Source organism: Bradyrhizobium sp. USDA 4474 (genome assembly GCF_054057515.1).
Map to the genome: position 1 here is coordinate 6,353,324 of NZ_JBSRZJ010000002.1, position 19,174 is coordinate 6,372,497.

The window sequence follows — 19,174 nt, forward strand, 5'->3', positions numbered from 1 at the left end:
GTCGTGCCGCTGGCGGTGCGCAGGAGAGGCGCCCAGCCCTGGAAGGAGATCTGTCCGGCATGGTCCATCCGACCGGACTAGAAGGGCCAGCCCCTGGTGGCGACCACGATGGCCGCATCGGCGAGAGCCATCAGCAGCAGGACGATGGTGACAGCGATGATTGCGCCCGGCTGGACGATCGCGCGAAGATCTTCAAGCATCCGGCGAACCCTCCATCGCGTTCGGCTCCATCACCTCGCGACGGGCTTTTGCGGATCATCGCGGTGCTGGGCAGCCTCCGTATTCCGATCCAGTTGGACCCGCTCACCGCGCCGCAAATGTCCCGATCGCCTGACGCCGTACCAGATCGCTATGCCGAGGATGACAACGCCCAGGAACAGCAAATACCACGCTTTCACGGAACTATCTCCCAAAAGCATTCCAACGCCAGTGTTGCCCATTCGTGTGCTCCTGCTAGATAAGCCGGCAATGCGGGCCTCCTGTTGTCGTTCCTAAACGAGCCGGACAGGCGCGGGACTGGTCGAGGAGTGACATGCTCAAGATTGGAGTCATTTCTGATACACACGGACTGCTTCGGCCAGAGGCGGAAAAATGCCTCGCCGGGGTCGCGCATATCATCCACGCCGGCGACATCGGCGCTGCCGACATCATCGATCGGCTTCGCCGGGTCGCGCCCGTCACGGCCATCCGCGGCAATGTCGATGTCGGCGATTGGGCAAGCGCCTATCCGGAGACGCTATCAGTGCGGATCGGCCGGCACTCCTTTTATGTCCTGCACGATGTGGCAGAGCTTCAGGACAGACCCGCCCCCGGCAAGGTCGATGTCGTGATCTACGGCCATTCGCACCAGGCGAGCGTCAAGACGGTTGATGGCGTCCTTTATCTCAATCCCGGGAGCGCCGGCCCGCGGCGGTTCAAGCTGCCAGTGACACTCGCGACGCTGGATCTCGATGTGAGCGGCTCCCTGCAGCCTGTCGTCCACGATTTGAGCGGGCCGGCGCAGTGACGGATTGGCTAGGAACACTTCCGGCAGGGCTCCGTTAGCGCAGCAAATCTCCGGAGCTGCTCGATGACCGAATACCCCAAGCCGCCGTTTCCCAGCCAGCAGCAGCCGATGCCGGGGTCGACCCGAGCGATGAATCCCCGACCGGACCACGGCGAAGAGAGTTACAAGGGTTCAGGCCGCCTGGCCGGCAAGAAGGCGATCATCACCGGTGGCGATAGTGGTATCGGTCGCGCGGTTGCAATTGCTTACGCGCGGGAGGGGGCGGATATCGTCATCGCTTATTTGGACGAGGACGATGACGCCGCCGAGGTCAAGACGCTGATTGAGCGGGAAGGCCGTAAGGCCGTTCTGATTCCCGGCGATATCAGCCGGCCCGATCATTGTCGTACCGTCGTGCAACGTGCCGTCGCCGAACTCGGCGGGATCGACATTTTGGTCAACAATGCGGCTCACCAGGCGACGTTCAAGGACATTGCCGACATCAGCGACGAGGAGTGGCAGCGGACTTTCGCGGTGAACATTCATGCGATGTTCTACCTGACCAAGGCAGCCGTGCCGCACATGCGGCCCGGATCCGCAATCGTGAATACGGCCTCGGTCAACTCCGATATGCCGAATCCGAGCTTGCTCGCCTATGCCACGACCAAGGGAGCCATCCAGAATTTTACGGGTGGGCTCGCGCAGATGCTGGCCGGCAAGGGGATACGCGTCAACGCGGTGGCGCCCGGTCCGATCTGGACGCCGCTCATTCCGTCGACGATGCCGGAGGAGTCCGTCAAGAATTTCGGCAAGCAAGTGCCGATGCAACGCGCAGGCCAACCGGCCGAGCTTGCGACGGCCTATGTCATGCTCGCGGATCCGCTTTCGAGCTACACGTCGGGCGCGACCTTGGCAGTCACCGGAGGCAAGCCGTTCATCTGACTGGGACCGCCTCGCGCGACTGCGCTCGCGGATGATCCGTATCCCGGGCTCGCCGTGCCGTTACAGCGTGATCACGTAAACCGCGAACGCGAGAACGATCGCGATGCTGACGACCACAATGCTGATCAGGAGCTTTCCCATGCGACACCGGTAGCTGGGATAATGGCGCGCACGCGGTGGAGTTCCGCGCGGGTTTGTACGTACGACGCTAGGAGGACCGAGCAATGGATATGGCAGAGCTTTCAGCAATGACCGAAGCATCCGGCCTTGAGAACGACCCGGCGGGCAACAATACCTCGTCAACGGCACGCGGCGCTCCAAGAAGCGGCGAACCGCGGTCTGAACCGCAATCGGCCGCCGCCGACCTGTCCGACGAATTGCGTCGCATCACCGCGGCCGCACCGCTGCGGTCGCTTTTCCTGGCATTCCTGCTCGGGATGCTCGTGGCCCGGCGACGGCGGGGATAGCGAAGAGGACCCTCGCAAGACCGACCGCCTGGACGCGTTCTTCCAAGCTCTCGCAATGGATGCGGCCCCGGCGCAAGGAGAGGAGGTCGCCGGGGCCGCTCAAGCGCGCGCTTCTGGAAGGCACGAGCCTGCGCGCGGTGGACGTCATCGGTCTAGTGTACGGGCGGCATTGACATCCGTCGTGCCGCCGTCCGAATCTGAAATAGCGCCGCCCGGAACGGCGACGTCATCGAACCGCTCTGCGAGAGCATCCAGCACAGTGCGCATGTCTGACCCCTGCATCGCCGCGCCGTGGCCGGTGATGGCGATCTCCGGTGTGAGGGCGGCGAGCTTCCGCACCGAGGTCTTCGCACTTCCCCAGTCTGGTGTGAAATACATCGGTGGTCCGTGCATCTCGGGAGACTGGGTGACTGCGGAATAGACGGATTCCTGGCGCGTGGTGATGAATGCATCGCCTGCGATCAACAGACGATCGCGCTTGCGCCAGAGCGAAATGTGCCCCGGCGTATGGCCGGGGGTGTGAACCCAGCTCCAATCCTGCATGAACGGTATGCTGTGATCGGAAGGAAGGTCATAGAGCCGCGCTGCAACGTCGACCGGAGCAGTCGGAAACAGCGGCGAGATCAACGCCAGCAGGCCGCCGCCCACGCTCGGATTGGCGGGATGATACGAGCGGCTGCCATCGAGATAAGGGTGCTCGGCCGGATGCGCGTAGACCGGTACGTCCCATTCGCTCGCCAAGGTCTCGAGCGCGCCGGCGTGATCGAAATGAGCATGCGTCATGATGATGGCAGCTGGCCGGCCGTGGCCGCCAAAACGTGCCCTCGCTGCAGAGCGGATCGCCCGAGCGGATCCGGCAATGCCAGCGTCCACCAGAACCCAGTTGCCGTCACCGGCATTTTCAAAGCCAACGAAGATGACGTTCACAATGGCGAGCTGACGATAGGCAACGTCGGGGACGATCTGGCGTGTGCTGTCGTTCCGATCGAGGTCCGACTGCGGATGTTCGGCTTCGGCCGACGAAGGAAGCGGAATTTGCGTCATGTGGAATCCTGCCCTGCTATCGCTCGATCGTCCCCGTTCGCCGAATCTTCTTTTGAAGCAGCATCACGCCGTAAAGCAGCGCCTCGGCTGTCGGAGGGCAGCCCGGAACATAGATATCGACCGGAACCACGCGGTCGCAACCGCGCACTACGGAATAGGAATAGTGATAATAGCCGCCGCCATTCGCGCAGGAGCCCATCGAGATCACATATCGGGGCTCAGGCATTTGGTCGTAGATTTTGCGGAATGCAGGAGCCATCTTGTTGGTCAGCGTACCGGCCACGATGATCACGTCTGACTGGCGGGGCGAGGCACGGGGTACGAAGCCGAAGCGTTCTGCATCATACCGAGGCATCGACATCTGCATCATCTCGATGGCGCAGCAGGCGAGTCCGAACGTCATCCACATCAGAGACCCGGTCCGAGCCCAGGTGATCAGCTCTTCTGCCGTCGCGGTAATGAAGCCCTTGTCGGCGAGATCGTCGCGGATCTGCATGAAGTACGGATCGGAAGCGTTTGCGGATCGCTGCACGGACCGGCGGAGAGTTTCTGGAGAAGAAATGTCGACCATTGGCTTACCATCCGCCGCACCCTGGGTGACGTTGCGAAAACCTCGGGGCGACGGTGACGTTCCTGAGCAAGGAAAGGTGTTTGGCACGTTGCTATCACAGGTTAGCCCGGGGTCCTTGATAGGAACAGGCGCCGAGCTTACCGCGCGCTTAGGAACGATGTCGCTGAGCTGCGGTTGCGGAGAACGAACGAAGCCATTCAAATGGAGGACAGGAACGATGGCGAACGCAGCCCGTGATGTTTTCGTGGTCGGATTACGCAATGCGCATGCGATGGAAGTGCAGGCGAGAGAGTTGATGGAGCGTCAGTCGGAGAGGCTCGACGAGTATCCCGATGTCAAGGCGAAAGTGAGCGCTCATCTTCAGGAAACCAATGAGCAGCTGAAGCGGCTGGAACGGTGCCTGGAGTCCTGTGGCGAAAGTACGTCGAGCCTGAAGGACACGACGCAGTCCGTGATGGCCAACATGCAGGCGATGGCGCACTCGACGGCAAACGACGAGATCCTCAAGAATACCTTCGCCAATAATGCATTCGAGAACTTCGAGATCGCGGCCTACAAATCGCTTATCGCGCTCTGCGGGGCAGCTGGTGTTGCCGAGGCCAAGGAGCCGCTCGAAGCGTCCTTGAAGGAAGAGCAGCGCATGGCCGCCTGGATCGATTCCAACGTCGAGAAGGTGACGATGGAGTTTCTGGCGCACCAGCGGCAGGCCGCATAGCTTTCAAGCGGGGCAATGCGACGATCAGATCCGGTGCGGCGGGGAACGGTGAGGCCGGGCCCCGCGACCCTTCAGCAGCTCGCACCAACTGACGTCGCGGTTTTGGATCAATTAACATTGTTGGCCAGCATGTTTCGGGTAGCGCTCACGACTGCGGCAATGCCGCTTTCGCCGTGCATCAAGGCGATCTCGCCCTGCTGCTCATGACGGATGGCGTGAGCCATGGCCCGCAGGCGCGGATCGCCGTGGCTGTGCCACATCTGGTCGGCCATCTTGACCGCCCCTCTGTGATGTCGACTCATCATTTCGACGAAGACCGCGTCGAATTGCTCGGGCGCTGCAAGCTTGACCAATCGTAGCTCGGCCGGTGTGAGAAAGCCCGGCATGGCCGCACGCTCCTCGGAGCTGCAATCAGGCATCGAGGTGCCGAACCAGCTCAGCCACCAGTTCTCAAAGATTTTGTTCTCGCCGGTCTGGCTCGCGACCATCAGCAGGGCGAGTTTCTGGAGATGTGGATTTTGCGCGCTCCGGGCGGCACTGCGCGCCAGCTCGATGCCCTGTGCGTGATGCGTCGCCATGTGGCGCATGTAGGTCTGGTCTGCATCCCTGTCGGCTCCGATCCACGGCGGTTCACGGCCCCGGCTGCCGAACAAGGCGGTCATTCCAAGCGAAGCCAAGAGGACCAGCGCACCCGCAAGCCACGCGTCGGTAAACCGCACGTGTCGCTCCGCTGCGCCGCCGCCTGCCCAGCGCAGCCGCGCGAACAAGGGATACATCAGGGCTGACGAGGCGTGGACCAGAAGCCCGATCCAGTACGGCTGCTGGAGCGTGAAAAGCGGCTGCCAGAACGGGAATAGCGGCACCAGCACGAACCATTCCATGCCGGACGAGAAGATCGCCCAAGGAAGCGCCAGAAGCAGGATCACTGCAGGCCGCAGTTCGGCAGTCCAGCGTCCGAGCACGCCAAAGAAAACGACAGCCCAGGAAAAGTCCGCCCATTGATGGAAGGCGATGCCGGTGAGGATAGCGCTCCATGACGGTGGCGAACTGAGCGCCCATTCGCGAGCCGGGATGGTCGCGACCGTCATCCAGTCCACGGCCGCGTCGCGGCCAATCCGCCCGGCGACCAACTGGCTGACAATGGTGGAGAAAGTGCTGCTGATCAGCCCGAGCTCGACGGCGGCAATCCAGCGCGGGCGTCGACGTCGCCCGTTTGCAATCCCAGCCTGGTCAGGAGGCGACACCGGCCGACGCGTGCTGGATCATCTCCTTCGCTCGAGCTTTCGCGGCCGGGAGTCCCTTGGGGAAGCCGCTGCGATTGGGATACAGCTTGCGTCGGGCATTCGGCGGCGGCCGCTGCGGCTTGGTCTCCTGAGCGGCGCGGTAGTCGAGCACCGCAATGCCGCCGACCATCAGGAGCGCCAGCGCGATGTTGCCCTTCTTGGGATTGTCGGACGTCAGTCCTGATAGGAGCGCGGCGGCATCGAGGCCATCGCCGCCGACGCGGGCCCACAGGCCCGCGTTCTTGTCGACCGAGAGTGACATGACGCCGGCGAGGATTTCCCGCAAGCCGAAAGCGCGGACCATCGTCTCGCGCCCTTCCATGCCGAGCGTTTCCGTGACGCGTCGAGGCGCGAAAAATTCCACGACGCCGAGACCGATGCTGAACCAGCCGAGCGCGCGTGCGAGCTGGTCTGCCGGTTGCTTCAGGCTCGGTCCGCCTTCGACGATCTTGGGATCGCCTTTGGCGCGCACGATATTGGAGAAGTGAAACATGTTTGCTCCTTCAGGGCTTCAACACGACCTTGACGCAGGAATCGCGTTTATCGCGAAACATCTGGTACATTTCGGGACCTTGCTTGAGCGGCACGGTGTGGGTGATGACGAATGACGGGTCGATCTCGCCTTGCTCGATGCGGCGAAGCAGATCGTCGGTCCAGCGGTTGACGTGGGTCTGGCCCGTGCGCATCGTCAGGCCCTTGTTCATGAATGCGCCCATCGGAAGCTTGTCGGAGAAGCCGCTGTAAACGCCGGGGACCGAAATGATGCCGCCGGGCCGGCAGACATAGATCATTTCGCGCAGCACATGGGGCCTGTCGCTCTCCAGCATCACCATCTGCTTGGCGCGGTCGAGCAGGGTGTCGGGCCATGACGCCATCACATGCGATTCCATCCCGACGCAATCGATGCATTTTTCGGGACCCTTGCCGTCGGTCAGTTCCTTGAGCCGCTCGAGAACGCTCTCGTTTTCGAAATTGATCGTGGTGGCTCCGGCAGCTTCCGCCATGCTGAGGCGCTCGGGCAGGCAGTCGATCGCGATGACCTGATTGGCGCCGAGCAGGATGGCGCTGCGGATTGCCATCTGTCCGACCGGACCACAGCCCCAGATCGCGACCGTATCGGTCGGTACGATGTCGCATTGCACGGCAGCTTGCCAGCCGGTGGGGAAGATGTCGCTGAGAAACAGCAGCTGCTCGTCGGGGATCCCGGCGGGAACCTTGATGTGCGTGGCATCGGCAAAGGGAACGCGCAGGTATTCGGCCTGGCCGCCGGGATAGCCACCGGTCAAATGCGTGTAGCCGAACAGACCGGCGGTCGAATGCCCGAATACCTTGTCAGCCAGATGCTTCTTGCGATTGGTTGTCTCGCACACGGAGAAATTGCCGCGTTTGCACTGATCGCATTCACCGCAAATGATCGTGAAAGGGACGACGACGCGGTCGCCCTTCTTCAGCTTGCCGTCGACACCGGAGCCGACCTCGACCACTTCGCCCATGGTCTCGTGGCCCATGATGTCGCCGGGCATCATGCCGGGAATGAAATTGTGAAAGAGGTGAAGGTCGGATCCGCAGATCGCGCAGCTCGTGACCTTGATGATCGCGTCGCGCGGGTCCTGGATTTCCGGATCGGTGACGGTGTCGCACCTGATGTCTTCCTTGCCGTGCCAAACCAGCGCCTTCATGTCCGTCCTCCGCTGAATTACGAGGCATCTAAGTCCAGGAGGGAACGATGGTTGCTATCGCCCGCGCAAATCTTCGCATCGCGGTCACCCGCACCTCAAATAGGAACGAGCCGGAGACGGGGCGATTGGACGTCATAAATCCCAGCCGCGAGGACGCGCCCATGCCAGCCAACAAACTCGCCGTCGTGACCGGAGCCTCGACCGGAATCGGTCTGGAACTCGCGAGGTGCTGCGCCGAGGACGGTTTCGATCTCGTCATTGCCGCGAACGAACCCGCGATCGAGGCCGCGGCCGCCGAATTACGCAAGCTCGGCGGCAGCGTGGTGGCGGTACAGGCGGATCTCGCGACCACTGAGGGTGTCGACGAGCTCTGTGCGGCCGTAGGCGATCGTCCCATCGACGCGCTGCTTGCCAATGCCGGGGTCGGCCTCGGTAATGCCTTCCTCGGCCAGGATTTCGGCCGGATCAGGCGCGTGGTCGACACCAACATCACGGGAACGCTTTACCTGATCCATCGGGCCGGCAACGAGATGCTGCGGCGGAATGCAGGGCGCATTCTGATCACCGGCTCGATCGCCGGCTTCACGCCGGGAAGTTTCCAGGCCGTCTACAACGGCACAAAGGCGTTTCTCGATTCCTTCTCGTTCGCGCTGCGCGAGGAACTGCGCGATAGCGGTGTGACCGTCACCTGCTTGATGCCGGGTGCGACAGAGACCGAATTCTTCCGGCGCGCCGACATGATGGACACCAAGGTTGGAACCAGCAAGAAGGACGACGCACATGAGGTGGCGAAGGCCGGATTCGACGCGATGCTGCGGGGCGCTTCGGACATCGTGACGGGAGTGAAGAACAAGCTCCAGACGACGGTGGCGAACGTCACGCCGAACGAGGTGCTGGCCAAGCAGCATCGCAAGATGGCCGAGCCGGGCACTGCGAAATCCCGGTGAATCGCCGGGTTGTCGAGCGCGGCGCGCTACCGTTCGACTCGCTGGTCCGGCTGTCTCCGTTTGCTGCGTGCGGGTTCGTCGTAACCCTTGCGACGGCTGTAGAACATCAGTGCTGTCAGACCGCAGCCGATCACAAGCATCCGTCAGGAGGTCGAGCGCTGCTCGAAGGTAGATGTTGGCGCGGAGACAAGCGGTCAGAGGACCGGCGTTGGCGGCGGGAGACCGGCGAAATGCGCGGCCAGATTGTCTCGCATCAACTGGCCCATGGCCTTGCGGGTCTCGGTCGTGCCGGAGGCGTGGTGAGGCTGCAGCAGCACGTTCGGGAGCTCGAGAAATCGCGGGTCCAGTCGCGGCTCGCCCTCGAAGACGTCGAGCGCCGCTGCGCCGAGCTTGCCGCCGGTCAGTGCCGCGATCAGCGCGTCCTCGTCGATGTTGGAGGCACGCGACACGTTGACGAGAAGCCCGTCCGGACCGAGCGCTTGGAGAACATTGCGTCCCACGATGTGCCGGGTCGCTGCCGAGGCCGCGAGGGTGACGAACAGAACGTCGGATCGCTCTGCGAGCGCAACGGGATCCGCGATGAAGGTCCAGTCCTTGCCATGAGGCTTCGCCTCGACATCGGAATAAGCGATGTGCATGTCGAAACCGGCCAGCCGGCGTGCGACCTCAAACCCGATCCGGCCGAGGCCGAGCACGCCTGCGCGTTTGCCCCAGGCTCGAGTCTTCAAGGGATAGAGCCCCTTGGCGGCCCATGATCCGTCGCGCACCCAGCGCTCGGCGCCGTTCACGCCGCGCCATTGCGCGAGCATCATCGCGATAGCAAGATCCGCCACGTCCTTCGTCAGCACGTCTGGCGTGTTGGTCACATGGATGCCGCGCTTCCGGCAGCTGTCCAGATGCACCGCGTCGAAACCGACGCCGTAGATCGAAATGATCTCCAGGTTCGGGCAGGCCGCGATGAGTTCGGCATTCGCACCGAGCTCGCCGCGCGTGGCAATGGCGCGAACGCGTGAACCGACCTCGGCGAGGAGGGCCGGCCGGTCGCTCGCCTCGAAATAGCGGTGCACGGTGTAAGCTGCATCGAGCGGGATCTGATCCCACTCCGGGTAGGGGCCCATCTGAAGAATTTCAGGCTTCGACATGCGGGTGAGCGCTCCTCTTGGGCACGAACTTGACATTGTATGTTATCGATAACATAGTCCGACGGAACATGGATGTCGAGAGGCAAGAGGAGGAGGCAGGGTGGCGATCAACTTGTTCGATCTGAAGGGGCTCCGCGCTCTCATTACGGGATCGTCCCAGGGCATTGGCCTTGCGCTCGCGCGCGGTTTGTCCGAGGCCGGCGCGGAAGTGGTGCTCAACGGCCGGGATGAAGCCAAGCTCGCCGTGGCCGCCAGCTCCGTTGCGGGCGCGCGAACGCTCGCTTTCGATGTCACCGACCACGGTGCGGCGCGAGTGGCCGTCGATCGCTTCGAGACGGACATCGGGCGCATTGACATTCTCGTCAACAATGCGGGCATGCAGCACCGCGCGCCACTCGAGGAGTTCCCTGAAGACGCATTTCAGCGCCTGCTGCAAACCAACATCGCGTCGGTCTTCAACGTCGGTCAGGCCTGTGCGCGCCACATGATCGGACGTCGTGCAGGCAAGATCATCAACATCGCTTCAGTGCAGACCGCACTCGCGCGCCCGTCGATCGCGCCCTATACGGCCACGAAGGGAGCGGTCGGAAACCTGACCAAGGGCATGGCGACGGACTGGGCGAAACACGGCCTTCAGGTCAACGCCATCGCGCCCGGATATTTCGACACGCCGCTCAATGCCGCACTGGTCGCGGACCCCGCATTCTCGGCCTGGCTCGAAAAGCGCACGCCGGCAGGGCGCTGGGGCAAGGTCGAGGAACTCGTCGGCGCCTGCATCTTTCTCGCCTCGCCAGCGTCCTCGTTCGTCAACGGACACGTGCTCTATGTCGACGGCGGCATTACAGCTTCGCTCTGAGGCTTACCGTCGAAGCATCCACTAGGTCACCGCGGAGATGTCGTGATGCCCCGTCCAGTCGCATTGATCGGCGCCGGCGCCATGGGCGGCGCGATTGGCGCTCGCCTTGCCGAGACCGGGACCCGCGTCCTGGTGTTCGATCTCGATCCTGCCAAGGTCGCTGGTCTCGTTGAAAAAGGCGCAATCGCAGTCGCGTCTGCCGCGAGCGCTGCGGCCGAAGCCGACGCGGTGGTCCTCAGCCTCAACTCGCCGAGAATCGTGCGAGCGGCGGTGTTTGGACCGGCGGGCGTCGCGGAGGGCGCGCGGAAAGGCACGCTGATCATCGACATGTCCTCGATCGATCCGCAATCAACGCGCGAGCTGGCGAAAGACGCTGAAACAGCCGGCCTGCGCTGGGTCGACAGCCCGCTGTCGGGCGGCGCGCCGAAGGCCGCGGTCGGTCAGCTGACCTGCATGGCCGGCGGAGAGGCAGCGGATGTCGCGGAGGCACGAGTGGTGCTCGCCGAGGTCGCCTCGAATTTCACGCATATGGGCCCGAGCGGTGCAGGACAGACCACCAAACTCATCAACCAGGTCCTGTGCGCTCTCAACTTCGTCGCGGTTGCCGAGGCGACCGCACTGGCGGAGGCCTCCGGCGTCGATGCGGCCAAGATCCCGCGCGCGTTGCGCGGCGGCCGGGCGGACAGCGCCATCCTGCAGGAATACATGCCGCGCTTCGCCGCGCGTGACTACCGACCGACGGGACGCATCGACAACATGGTCAAGGATCTGAACGGCGCGCAGGATCTGGCGCGCCAGACCGGGATCGCGATGCCGATGACCGTCGTCTGCGCCGAGATCCATCGCCTTCTGACCGCAATCGGCTGTGGTGCGATGGACCAGGCTGCGCTGATGGAATTCTGGGCGGCGCGAACGCCGCCAGCGTGAGAATTCAGGAAAGCCCGTGCGCGTTGACGTAGATCGCATAGAGCGAAGTCTGCGCGGTGATGTAGAGCCTGTTCCGCTTCGGCCCGCCGAAGGTCAAATTGGAGACGATTTCAGGCACCGGAATGCGGCCAATCAGCGTGCCGTCCGGCGCGTAGACCGCAACTGCATCCGCCGTCGACGTCCAGATGTTGCCGTTCCGATCGACGCGGAATCCATCGTAGAACCCGGCCGGAGACGTCGCGAAGATGCGGCCTTCGCCAACCGCAAGCCCGCTCGATGCCACGTCGTAGGCGCGAATGACGGCTGGCAGGCCAGGCACGTGCGTCGCACCGGTTTCGGCCACATAGAGCAGCCGCTCGTCGGGCGAGAAGGCGAGACCGTTCGGCTTCACCATGTCGGTCACGACAGCGGACAACGCGCCGCTTGCCGGATCGAAGCGATAGACGCTGCTGGCGCCGATCTCGGTCGGTCCGGCATGCCCCTCATACTCGCTGTCGATGCCGTAGGTCGGGTCGGAGAACCAGATCGTTCCATCCGACTTGACGACGACATCGTTCGGGGAATTGAAGCGCTTTCCTTGAAAGCGCTCGACCACTCCGATCCATTGACCATCTGCTTCGAGCCGCGAGATCCGACGGCCACCGTGCTCGCAGGCGATCACGCGACCGAGCGCGTCGCGCGTATGGCCGTTGTGATAGCCGCAGGGGCTTTCGAACACCGAGACCGAGCCGTCGGTCTCGTCGAAGCGCAGCACGCGATCATTGGGAATGTCGGACCACAGCAGCGATTTGGCGGCCGGCACGTAGACCGGGCCCTCGGCCCAGCGGCTGCCGGTCCAGAGCTTGTCGAGCTTGGCGTGCCCGATGATCAACCCTGGGAAGCGCGGGTCGAGAATGTCGTAGGTGCTCACCGTGTCAGATCTCCGCGACTAATCCGTCGGTAGCGCAAAGTCGTCGGCCTTGAAGACCGTGTGGAAGATCGAGCCATCGAACATCTCGGTCAGCCCCTTGGTCACTTCGCGGCTCTCGAAGCGAACCGGCGAAGCAAGCGCCTCCTCGATGGCCTCGCGCGAGGGATAGCGGATCGCGAGCACCATCTCGTAACGCTGGGCATCGCTGTCGCTCTCCTCCTGCCGCAGCACGCGAACCTCCTCGGCACCGGGAAAGCGCGTCCACAGCGGCACGAGCTTCTCGCGAACATAGGCGGTGAATTCGGCTTCGCGTCCGGGCTTGACGCTGCCACTGAAGAAAGCACAACGGATATACATCGGCATTCGCTCGTCTGTCTGATAGTTGAAGGAAAATCGGCGGTCAGCTTGCGACCGACCGCCGAGGGAGCACGGTCATCGTGCTCGGGGAGCGGAGAGGAGGCTTACTGGAGGCCCCAGGCCTTCTTGTAGGCGTCGCGGTAGCCATTGCCCGGATCGAACGTGTTGGTCGGGCCGCCGTCGAATTCGATGTTGGCCTTGGTCACGACGTGCAGCGGCGAGACGTAGCCCGACCACTTCTCTCCGGCGATGGCGCGGTTCAACTCGTCGACGAGCTGCCAGCCCTGAAGATTGAGCGGCTCGGCCACGGTGACGGCCTGGTAGGCGCCGGAGCGGATGCGCTGATAGGCGCTTTCCGAGCCGTCGCCGGCGGCGACGTTGACGGGCGCGCCGGTGCCCTTGATGCCGGCCGCGGAGAGCGAGGGCGCCATGAAGTCATAATAGAGGTCGTTGATCGCCAGCGAATGCGTCCAGGCCGCACCATGCTTTTGCAGCAGCGAGGTGGTGAGCTGCGGCATGCGTGTCGAGGTCTCGGCGATCGGCGTATCGACCCATTCGAGGACCTTGCCCCCGAGTGCCTCGATGACCTCTTTCATCTTCTTGGCCTTGGCGATCGCGATCTCGTAGGTCGAGTCGGTGAAGATGATCACGCCCGGCTTGCCACCCGCGTCGACGAAGGCCCAGTTGGCCGCGGCGGTAGAGACCGCCATCGGATCGGTCGTCACATTGGCGAACACGCCGGCTTCGGGCACCGGACCGATAACGGGAGCGGCGTGCCAGGACACCATCGGGATCTTGGCGGCCTTGGCTGCTTCCATGCCGGGCTTCTGCTCGACCGCGTCGAAGCCGCAGATGACGAGGCCGTCGGGCTTGAGCGTCATGGCCTGGCCGAAGGCGGCGGTGCGGCCGGAGACCGAGCCGGCGCCGTCAAGCGTGCGCACGGTCCAGCCGGCGGCCTTGGCAGCCTCCTCGATGCCCTTGGTGACGCCGAGCACGCCGCCGTTCTTCATGTCGGACGCGAGCACGACGATGGTCTTGCCCTTCGCGATTTTCGGAGCGGTGGTCGGACCATCCCACTTGTCGACCCTGGAAGCATATTTGTCGACGAAGGACTTGGCGTCCGCGAGCGAGTCGGCGTGGGCAGACGCGAGACCGAACGCGAGCCCGGCGACGACGGCGCCGGTTCGGATGATCGAATGCAACATAGAGCGTTCTCCTTGGTGTGATGCCGTTTCTGTGTTTCGCCGGCCCTGCGCCGGACTTTCCGTTGTGACCGGCTCGTCGCAGGTCACGAACTTCATCAATGTTTCAAGGCTTTCGATCAGGTGCGCCGGCCGGGACCTTCGCAACGGCGCCGCGCTTTCGCTGCGCGTAGCCCGCCATGCCGATCGCGGCGAGCAGCGTCAGCCCATTGAAGAGCGGCTCGACCCAGAAGGAGCCGCCGAACTGCTGGATGCCGGCGATGCCGACCGCGAGCACGGCCACTCCGATGATGGTGCCCCAGACGTTGACGCGCCCGGGCTTGATCGTGGTCGAGCCGAGAAAGGCGCCAACCAGCGCGGGGAGCAGATATTCGAGGCCGACGCTGGCCTGACCGATGCGTAGCTTCGAAGCAAGCAGGACGCCGGTGACCGCGGTGAGGATGCCGGAGGCCATGAAGGCGCCGACCGTGAAGCGCTGCACCGGAATGCCGTTGAGTGCGGCCGTCTTCGGGTTGGCGCCGATGGCATAGATGTAGCGGCCGATCGGCAGATATTCGAGCATCAGCCACATCGCGACAGCGAGGACGAGCACATAGAAGCCGGTGATCGGCAGGCCGAAAACCATCGTGCCGTTGAGGGCGAGGAAGCCGTCCGGCAGCATCGCGACGACCTGCCGACCGCCGGTGTGCCAAAGCGCCAGCGCATAGAGCACCGTGCCGGTGCCGAGCGTGGCGATGAAGCTGTCGATGCGCGCGACCTCGACCAGCAGACCATTGAGGAGGCCGGTGAAGGCGCCGAGGCAGATCACGACGAGGACTGCGATGGGCCAGGGCAGGCCGAAAGCGGTTTGCAGGCTGATCACCAGGATGTGCCAGAGCACGATGCCATAGCCGACCGTGAGGTCGATCTTGCCGGCGGCCATGGGGATCATCGCCGCAAGCGAGAGCATGGCGATGATCGATTTGTCGGAGACGATCGAACGCAGATTGAGAAGCGTCGGAAACGTGTTGGGCAACAGGATCGAGAACAGGGCGATCAGCGCCACCGTGATGATCGGCAGGCCATAGACCGGCAAGAGGCGCGTGATTTTATGCGAAAATGACGCGCCGGCGAGATCGGCGCGCGTCGGCTCCAGTGCATTCGACTCGATCGAATTCATTCCCATGCGTTCCTCCCGGCGGGCGCCTTGCGTCGGCGTCGTGCGAATTGTCCGTTACGCGGCCTCGGAGGCCGAGGCGGCGGTGATCAGGGCTTCCGTCGTCAGAGCATCGGCGGCGATTTCGGTAATGATCCGGCCGCGGTTGAAGACGAGCGCGCGATGGCAGATATGCGCGACTTCCTCGAAGTCGGTGGAGACAACGACCACGGCGAGCCCTTCGGCGATGGCACGGGCGATGAGCCGATAGATCTCGGCTTTGGCGCCGACGTCGACGCCGGCGGTCGGATCTTCGGCCACCAGCAGCTTGCGTCCGGTCGCAAGCCAGCGGCCGACGACGACTTTCTGCTGGTTGCCGCCCGAGAGTCCTTCGATGGCGAGATGCGGATCATTGGGCCGCAAGCCCACCAAGGCGCCGAGCTTGACGGCCTCTTCCGCCTCGCGTCCTGGCGCGAGCACGTCGAGCAGGCCGCGCCCGGAGGCGCCTGGGTTGAGGAAGACATTTTCGCGGATTGACAAGGATGCTGCGATCGACTCCTCCGTTCGGTCGCGGGCAACCAGCCCAATGCCACCGGCCATTGCGGCCACGGGGCTGGATAGATCCGGCGCCGCGCCGTCGATGAGGATCTCGCCGCGATGCGCCACGGCGCCGAATAGCGCGCGGCCGACTTCCTCCTGGCCTGCGCCCCGCAACCCCACGAGCCCCAGGAGTTCGCCTTCGCGCACATCGAAATCGACCGGTCCGGCCTTCGGCGTGATCAATCCCCGCACCGTCACGCGCGTCTTGCCGGAATGGGAGGTGGCTTTCTCGAACATGTCGAGCAGGGGCCTGCCGACGATCAGGCGCACCAGATCCTCGGGCGAGGTCTCGCTGATCGCCTTCTCGCCGACGAGCAGGCCATCCCGCAAGACGACGACGCGATCAGCGATGCGGAAGATCTCGTCAAGCCGGTGCGACACATAGATCATGCCAACGCCCTGTGCGCGCAGGCGCCTCAGCGCCGCAAACAGGCGCTCGACCTCGTCGGCCGGCAAACTCGCCGTCGGCTCGTCGAGCACCAGGAAATCGCAATTGACGACGAGCGCGCGGGCGATGGCGACCAGCGACTTCTCGGTGCGCGACAGGCTCGATACGCGCGTGGTCGGATCGATATCGCAGCCCACCAGCGCGAGCGCCTTGGTCGCGCGTGCCTCGGCGCCGCGCCAGTCGATCAGGCCGAACGGCCGGTTTCGAGGAAAGCCCTGGGCGAGGCCAACATTCTCCGCGATCGTCATCCATTCGATGAGACCGAGATCCTGATGGATGAAGGCGACCGGCTGGTGCCCGGCGCGGCCGCCCGCGGCATGGTGATAGGGCTCGCCTGCGATCGTCACCGCTCCGGCATCCGGGCGATGGATGCCGCCGAGCACCTTGATGAGGGTCGATTTGCCCGCGCCGTTTTCGCCTAGCAAGGCGACGATTTCGCCTCGACCGACGTCAAAGCTCACACCCTTGAGTGCACGCGTGCCGCCGAACGACTTGACGATTCCATCGAAGCGCAGCGCAGCCGATGCCATCCCCGGTTCTCCTCCCGAAATCACCAGCCGATCGCGACCGGTTGGAGGGTGCCCAACCGATGACCAGGCGCTTGGCATCGCCATCCAGCAATGGCGTCATGTTTGTTATCGATAACATGCACCCGGTGGGGCGCCGCTGTCAAGCCGAGCTCAGGTGCTTTCGCGCTCGATCATTTGGAACGGCACGATCAATGTCTCCGGCCCGGGGCGCCTGTTTTCCCGAACGCCATCAATGGCGCGAAGCATGATGCGGCCGGCCTCCTGACCGATGTTGCGGCAGTCGACCGCCACGGTCGTGATCCGCGGCCAGGAGCAGCGCGACACCTCGAAGTCGCCGAACCCTGCCACGGCGATCCGGCCCGGGACCGACCAGCCGCGGCGATGGCACTCCATGATGGCGCCGAACGCAGACAGGTCGGAAACGCAAACGGCAGCATCCACATCGGGCCATTGCTCGATCAGATGGACAATGGCCTCGCCGCCCTGTTCCATCGAAATCGGGGGATTGCCGAACGAGATGGTGCGTCCAACGGGCAGGCCGAGCTCCTCGACGGCGCGCCTGTAGCCCAGACGGCGATCGGCGCCGCGCGTGTCGCGGCGGCTTGCTCCGCCGATGAAGGCGATGTTGCGATATCCCTTCTGGTAAAGCCGATGCACGAGCGCACGCGAGGCCTCGGCGTTGGAGAAGCCGACGACGTGGTCGATAGGCTCAGCCGGCAGGTCCCAAGTCTCGACCACGGGAATGCCGGCGGATTGCAGCATGCGGCGCGCCTTCGGCGTGTGTCTTCCGTCCGTGACGATGATGCCGTCGGGTCGGCGCGTCAGCATCGCACGCACGAGGTGCTCTTCCTTCTCCATGTCGTAGTCGGTGTAGCCAAGCAGCATCTGGAGCCCCTGGCCTTCAATTGCTTCGGTGATGCCGCGTGCGGTATCGGAGAAGTTGGAGTTGTTGATGGAGGGGATCAACGCCGCCACGAATCCGGTTCGCTTCGACGACAACGCGCCTGCAGACAGGTCGAGCACATAGCCGAGCTCTTCGACGGCGGCGAGGATCCGGCTTCGCGTCTCCTCCGAGACGGCGCCGTCGCTCCTCAACGCGCGCGAGACGGTCATCGCGGACACGCCCGCCCGCGCTGCAACCTCAGCCATGGTCGTCGACCGCTTTGGGCTCTTTCCGGTCTTCGCCCGAGTTTGTTTCATCTCATGCGATCTCTTCCTGGGCGCGCGTTGCGGGATCGAAGCTGGTAGCGCCGCAGCACGCGTTAAAAGGATACATTGCTTACGATATCGATAACAATCCGCGCTGCAACGGTTTTGACCGGCTGCGTCCGCCGTGTGAGTGGTTCGATACGAACTGCATGCCCCGGCGAGGTCAGCGGGCGGACCACGGCAGGGACTGAGCGCGTTTGCGAAGTTTCTAGTCCCTTCGGCGCGCGCCTAAGCGGCTCCTGTGGCTCAGGAGCTGACCAGCAAGCTTGATGAAATTGTGGACCACCATCGATGTCTCGTCTTCTCTGAACACCAGGAACACGTCGGCTGCAGGCGGAGAGGGCCTGATCGGGCGAAACGCGATGTCGGCTGTGGTGAAGCGCGCGATCGACTGCGGCACGAGCGCGACGCCGAAGCCTGCTGCGATCAGGCTCGGGATCGACTGCGCGTCGACGACTTGCTGGGACACTTTTGGCAGGAAGCCGGCGTCGACGCAGCAGGTCTGCACGTAGCGAGCGAAGTCAGAGCTGTTCGGGTCGAGGATGACGTGATCCTCAGACGCCAGTTCGCCAAGCGCGACGCGCTTGCGTTTCGCCAAATGGTGATTACGGGGCAGGGCGAGAACGACCTCTTCCCGCCATGCCAGCTTGCTGGTCAGGTCGCGCTCGCTGGGGTTGCCGCGCATGAGCGAGATGTTGGTGGTCCGGTTGAGCAGCGCGGCGATCTGGAGCGCCGGCGCCTGCTCGTGCACGGTCATCCGGACCAGGGGCGCCACCTCGCGGTAGGCCGCCAGCAGCTCCGCGAGGCGGCCGCGCAGGATGGAGCCGGTTGCGCCGAGATCCAGCGTTCCGATCAGGCCGGCGCCGATCGAGCGCACCTCGTCCTCCGCGGATTTGACTTGTTGCAGGATCGCCCGCCCGCGCAGCAGCATTGCTTCGCCCGCCTGCGTCAGCTCCACCTTGCGGCTCGTCCTGTAGAGCAGGGAGGTGCCGAGCTCGGCCTCGAGCGCCTGGATATGCTGGCTGAGCGGCGGCTGCGACAGGTTCAGCCGCCTTGCGGCGAGGGTGAAGCTGCGCTCTTCGGCCACGGCAATGAAGTATCTGAGCTGGCGAAGATCCATAGCGAAAACCTATCAATCGTGTCGTTCTATATATTGGACTTGATGTCGCACCTGGTCAACGAATGAGCGATGGAGCCATTCCGGCCCGCGAACGGCGGGCGGCTC

The 19,174-nt window shown here is 63.9% G+C and carries 22 protein-coding genes; 7 read left to right on the top strand and 15 right to left on the bottom strand.

Annotated features, from left to right (window positions below; translation table 11 throughout):
• Positions 1-77: 77 nt before the first annotated feature.
• Together ACVW16_RS31395 and ACVW16_RS31400 are read right to left on the bottom strand one after the other, a co-directional pair.
• Positions 78-200, bottom strand: coding sequence for a hypothetical protein (locus ACVW16_RS31395; RefSeq protein ID WP_456734702.1), 123 nt, complete (start codon positions 198-200; stop codon positions 78-80).
• A gap of 30 nt (positions 201-230) precedes the next feature.
• Positions 231-440: a hypothetical protein gene (locus ACVW16_RS31400; RefSeq protein WP_456734703.1), complete on the bottom strand. Its 210-nt coding sequence runs from the start codon at positions 438-440 to the stop codon at positions 231-233.
• 92 nt (positions 441-532) lie between these two features.
• Here ACVW16_RS31400 and ACVW16_RS31405 point away from each other — a divergent pair, with 92 nt between their 5' ends.
• The 3 genes from ACVW16_RS31405 (at position 533) to ACVW16_RS31415 (ending at position 2,394) form a co-directional block, all read left to right on the top strand.
• Positions 533-1,006, top strand: coding sequence for a metallophosphoesterase family protein (locus ACVW16_RS31405; protein WP_456734704.1), 474 nt, complete (start codon positions 533-535; stop codon positions 1,004-1,006).
• A 63-nt stretch (positions 1,007-1,069) separates the two neighbouring features.
• Positions 1,070-1,927, top strand: coding sequence for an SDR family oxidoreductase (locus ACVW16_RS31410; RefSeq protein WP_456702858.1), 858 nt, complete (start codon positions 1,070-1,072; stop codon positions 1,925-1,927).
• Between the two features lie 224 nt (positions 1,928-2,151).
• Positions 2,152-2,394, top strand: coding sequence for a hypothetical protein (locus ACVW16_RS31415; RefSeq protein ID WP_456734705.1), 243 nt, complete (start codon positions 2,152-2,154; stop codon positions 2,392-2,394).
• 144 nt (positions 2,395-2,538) lie between these two features.
• On the opposite strand, the gene ACVW16_RS31420 is transcribed toward ACVW16_RS31415, so the two are convergent.
• The gene (locus ACVW16_RS31420) at positions 2,539-3,438 is read right to left on the bottom strand and encodes an MBL fold metallo-hydrolase (RefSeq protein WP_456734706.1); all 900 of its coding nucleotides are present in this window, start codon (positions 3,436-3,438) and stop codon (positions 2,539-2,541) included.
• Between the two features lie 16 nt (positions 3,439-3,454).
• Positions 3,455-4,009 (bottom strand): NuoB/complex I 20 kDa subunit family protein, encoded by a 555-nt coding sequence (locus ACVW16_RS31425; protein WP_456802631.1) that lies wholly within the window; start codon positions 4,007-4,009, stop codon positions 3,455-3,457.
• Between the two features lie 217 nt (positions 4,010-4,226).
• On the opposite strand from ACVW16_RS31425, the gene ACVW16_RS31430 reads away from it, so the two are divergent.
• Entirely contained in the window at positions 4,227-4,724 is a 498-nt protein-coding gene (locus ACVW16_RS31430) for a ferritin-like domain-containing protein (protein ID WP_456702862.1), read from the top strand.
• Positions 4,725-4,831: 107 nt separating this feature from the next.
• Here ACVW16_RS31430 and ACVW16_RS31435 read toward each other — a convergent pair whose 3' ends face one another.
• From ACVW16_RS31435 to ACVW16_RS31445, 3 genes are read right to left on the bottom strand one after another with little or no spacing between them, the layout of a single operon-like run.
• Positions 4,832-5,968 carry a DUF305 domain-containing protein gene (locus tag ACVW16_RS31435; RefSeq protein WP_456734707.1) on the bottom strand — a complete coding sequence of 379 codons (1,137 nt, stop codon included), beginning with the start codon at positions 5,966-5,968 and terminating at the stop codon, positions 4,832-4,834.
• Positions 5,955-6,500 carry a hypothetical protein gene (locus ACVW16_RS31440; RefSeq protein ID WP_456734708.1) on the bottom strand — a complete coding sequence of 182 codons (546 nt, stop codon included), beginning with the start codon at positions 6,498-6,500 and terminating at the stop codon, positions 5,955-5,957. The genes ACVW16_RS31435 and ACVW16_RS31440 overlap by 14 nt, the downstream gene beginning before the upstream one ends.
• 10 nt (positions 6,501-6,510) lie before the next feature.
• Positions 6,511-7,686, bottom strand: a complete 1,176-nt coding sequence (locus ACVW16_RS31445) for a zinc-dependent alcohol dehydrogenase (RefSeq protein ID WP_456702865.1) — start codon at positions 7,684-7,686, stop codon at positions 6,511-6,513.
• Positions 7,687-7,847: 161 nt separating this feature from the next.
• Here ACVW16_RS31445 and ACVW16_RS31450 point away from each other — a divergent pair, with 161 nt between their 5' ends.
• The gene (locus tag ACVW16_RS31450) at positions 7,848-8,633 is read left to right on the top strand and encodes an SDR family NAD(P)-dependent oxidoreductase (RefSeq protein WP_456734709.1); all 786 of its coding nucleotides are present in this window, start codon (positions 7,848-7,850) and stop codon (positions 8,631-8,633) included.
• 194 nt (positions 8,634-8,827) lie between these two features.
• Here the strand turns inward: ACVW16_RS31450 and ACVW16_RS31455 are convergent, their stop codons facing one another.
• The gene (locus ACVW16_RS31455; protein ID WP_456702867.1) at positions 8,828-9,775 is read right to left on the bottom strand and encodes a 2-hydroxyacid dehydrogenase; all 948 of its coding nucleotides are present in this window, start codon (positions 9,773-9,775) and stop codon (positions 8,828-8,830) included.
• 100 nt (positions 9,776-9,875) lie between these two features.
• Here ACVW16_RS31455 and ACVW16_RS31460 point away from each other — a divergent pair, with 100 nt between their 5' ends.
• Positions 9,876-10,631, top strand: coding sequence for an SDR family oxidoreductase (locus ACVW16_RS31460; protein ID WP_456734710.1), 756 nt, complete (start codon positions 9,876-9,878; stop codon positions 10,629-10,631).
• 45 nt (positions 10,632-10,676) lie between these two features.
• A complete protein-coding gene (locus ACVW16_RS31465; protein ID WP_456734711.1) occupies positions 10,677-11,558 on the top strand; it encodes an NAD(P)-dependent oxidoreductase in 882 nt (293 codons plus the stop codon).
• Positions 11,559-11,562: 4 nt separating this feature from the next.
• Here ACVW16_RS31465 and ACVW16_RS31470 read toward each other — a convergent pair whose 3' ends face one another.
• The 7 genes from ACVW16_RS31470 to ACVW16_RS31500 form a co-directional block, all read right to left on the bottom strand.
• Positions 11,563-12,468, bottom strand: a complete 906-nt coding sequence (locus ACVW16_RS31470) for an SMP-30/gluconolactonase/LRE family protein (protein ID WP_456702870.1) — start codon at positions 12,466-12,468, stop codon at positions 11,563-11,565.
• A gap of 18 nt (positions 12,469-12,486) precedes the next feature.
• Positions 12,487-12,825 carry a hypothetical protein gene (locus ACVW16_RS31475; protein ID WP_456702871.1) on the bottom strand — a complete coding sequence of 113 codons (339 nt, stop codon included), beginning with the start codon at positions 12,823-12,825 and terminating at the stop codon, positions 12,487-12,489.
• Between the two features lie 104 nt (positions 12,826-12,929).
• Complete coding sequence (locus ACVW16_RS31480; protein ID WP_456702872.1) at positions 12,930-14,030, bottom strand: ABC transporter substrate-binding protein; 1,101 nt, start codon at positions 14,028-14,030, stop codon at positions 12,930-12,932.
• 103 nt (positions 14,031-14,133) lie between these two features.
• Complete coding sequence (locus ACVW16_RS31485; protein WP_456705242.1) at positions 14,134-15,186, bottom strand: ABC transporter permease; 1,053 nt, start codon at positions 15,184-15,186, stop codon at positions 14,134-14,136.
• Between the two features lie 54 nt (positions 15,187-15,240).
• Positions 15,241-16,740 carry a sugar ABC transporter ATP-binding protein gene (locus tag ACVW16_RS31490; protein WP_456734712.1) on the bottom strand — a complete coding sequence of 500 codons (1,500 nt, stop codon included), beginning with the start codon at positions 16,738-16,740 and terminating at the stop codon, positions 15,241-15,243.
• A gap of 150 nt (positions 16,741-16,890) precedes the next feature.
• Entirely contained in the window at positions 16,891-17,940 is a 1,050-nt protein-coding gene (locus ACVW16_RS31495) for a LacI family DNA-binding transcriptional regulator (protein WP_456702874.1), read from the bottom strand.
• A gap of 217 nt (positions 17,941-18,157) precedes the next feature.
• Entirely contained in the window at positions 18,158-19,069 is a 912-nt protein-coding gene (locus tag ACVW16_RS31500) for a LysR substrate-binding domain-containing protein (RefSeq protein WP_456738504.1), read from the bottom strand.
• Between the last annotated feature and the right edge of the window lie 105 nt (positions 19,070-19,174).

Coding starts and splice junctions, on each gene's coding strand:
- ACVW16_RS31395 (WP_456734702.1), bottom strand. CDS start 200: ATGCTTGAAGATCTTCGCGCGATCGTCCAGCCGGGCGCAATCATCGCT.
- ACVW16_RS31400 (WP_456734703.1), bottom strand. CDS start 440: ATGGGCAACACTGGCGTTGGAATGCTTTTGGGAGATAGTTCCGTGAAA.
- ACVW16_RS31405 (WP_456734704.1), top strand. CDS start 533: ATGCTCAAGATTGGAGTCATTTCTGATACACACGGACTGCTTCGGCCA.
- ACVW16_RS31410 (WP_456702858.1), top strand. CDS start 1,070: ATGACCGAATACCCCAAGCCGCCGTTTCCCAGCCAGCAGCAGCCGATG.
- ACVW16_RS31415 (WP_456734705.1), top strand. CDS start 2,152: ATGGATATGGCAGAGCTTTCAGCAATGACCGAAGCATCCGGCCTTGAG.
- ACVW16_RS31420 (WP_456734706.1), bottom strand. CDS start 3,438: ATGACGCAAATTCCGCTTCCTTCGTCGGCCGAAGCCGAACATCCGCAG.
- ACVW16_RS31425 (WP_456802631.1), bottom strand. CDS start 4,009: ATGGTCGACATTTCTTCTCCAGAAACTCTCCGCCGGTCCGTGCAGCGA.
- ACVW16_RS31430 (WP_456702862.1), top strand. CDS start 4,227: ATGGCGAACGCAGCCCGTGATGTTTTCGTGGTCGGATTACGCAATGCG.
- ACVW16_RS31440 (WP_456734708.1), bottom strand. CDS start 6,500: ATGTTTCACTTCTCCAATATCGTGCGCGCCAAAGGCGATCCCAAGATC.
- ACVW16_RS31445 (WP_456702865.1), bottom strand. CDS start 7,686: ATGAAGGCGCTGGTTTGGCACGGCAAGGAAGACATCAGGTGCGACACC.
- ACVW16_RS31450 (WP_456734709.1), top strand. CDS start 7,848: ATGCCAGCCAACAAACTCGCCGTCGTGACCGGAGCCTCGACCGGAATC.
- ACVW16_RS31455 (WP_456702867.1), bottom strand. CDS start 9,775: ATGTCGAAGCCTGAAATTCTTCAGATGGGCCCCTACCCGGAGTGGGAT.
- ACVW16_RS31465 (WP_456734711.1), top strand. CDS start 10,677: ATGCCCCGTCCAGTCGCATTGATCGGCGCCGGCGCCATGGGCGGCGCG.
- ACVW16_RS31475 (WP_456702871.1), bottom strand. CDS start 12,825: ATGTATATCCGTTGTGCTTTCTTCAGTGGCAGCGTCAAGCCCGGACGC.
- ACVW16_RS31480 (WP_456702872.1), bottom strand. CDS start 14,030: ATGTTGCATTCGATCATCCGAACCGGCGCCGTCGTCGCCGGGCTCGCG.
- ACVW16_RS31485 (WP_456705242.1), bottom strand. CDS start 15,186: ATGAATTCGATCGAGTCGAATGCACTGGAGCCGACGCGCGCCGATCTC.
- ACVW16_RS31490 (WP_456734712.1), bottom strand. CDS start 16,740: ATGGCATCGGCTGCGCTGCGCTTCGATGGAATCGTCAAGTCGTTCGGC.
- ACVW16_RS31495 (WP_456702874.1), bottom strand. CDS start 17,940: ATGAAACAAACTCGGGCGAAGACCGGAAAGAGCCCAAAGCGGTCGACG.
- ACVW16_RS31500 (WP_456738504.1), bottom strand. CDS start 19,069: ATGGATCTTCGCCAGCTCAGATACTTCATTGCCGTGGCCGAAGAGCGC.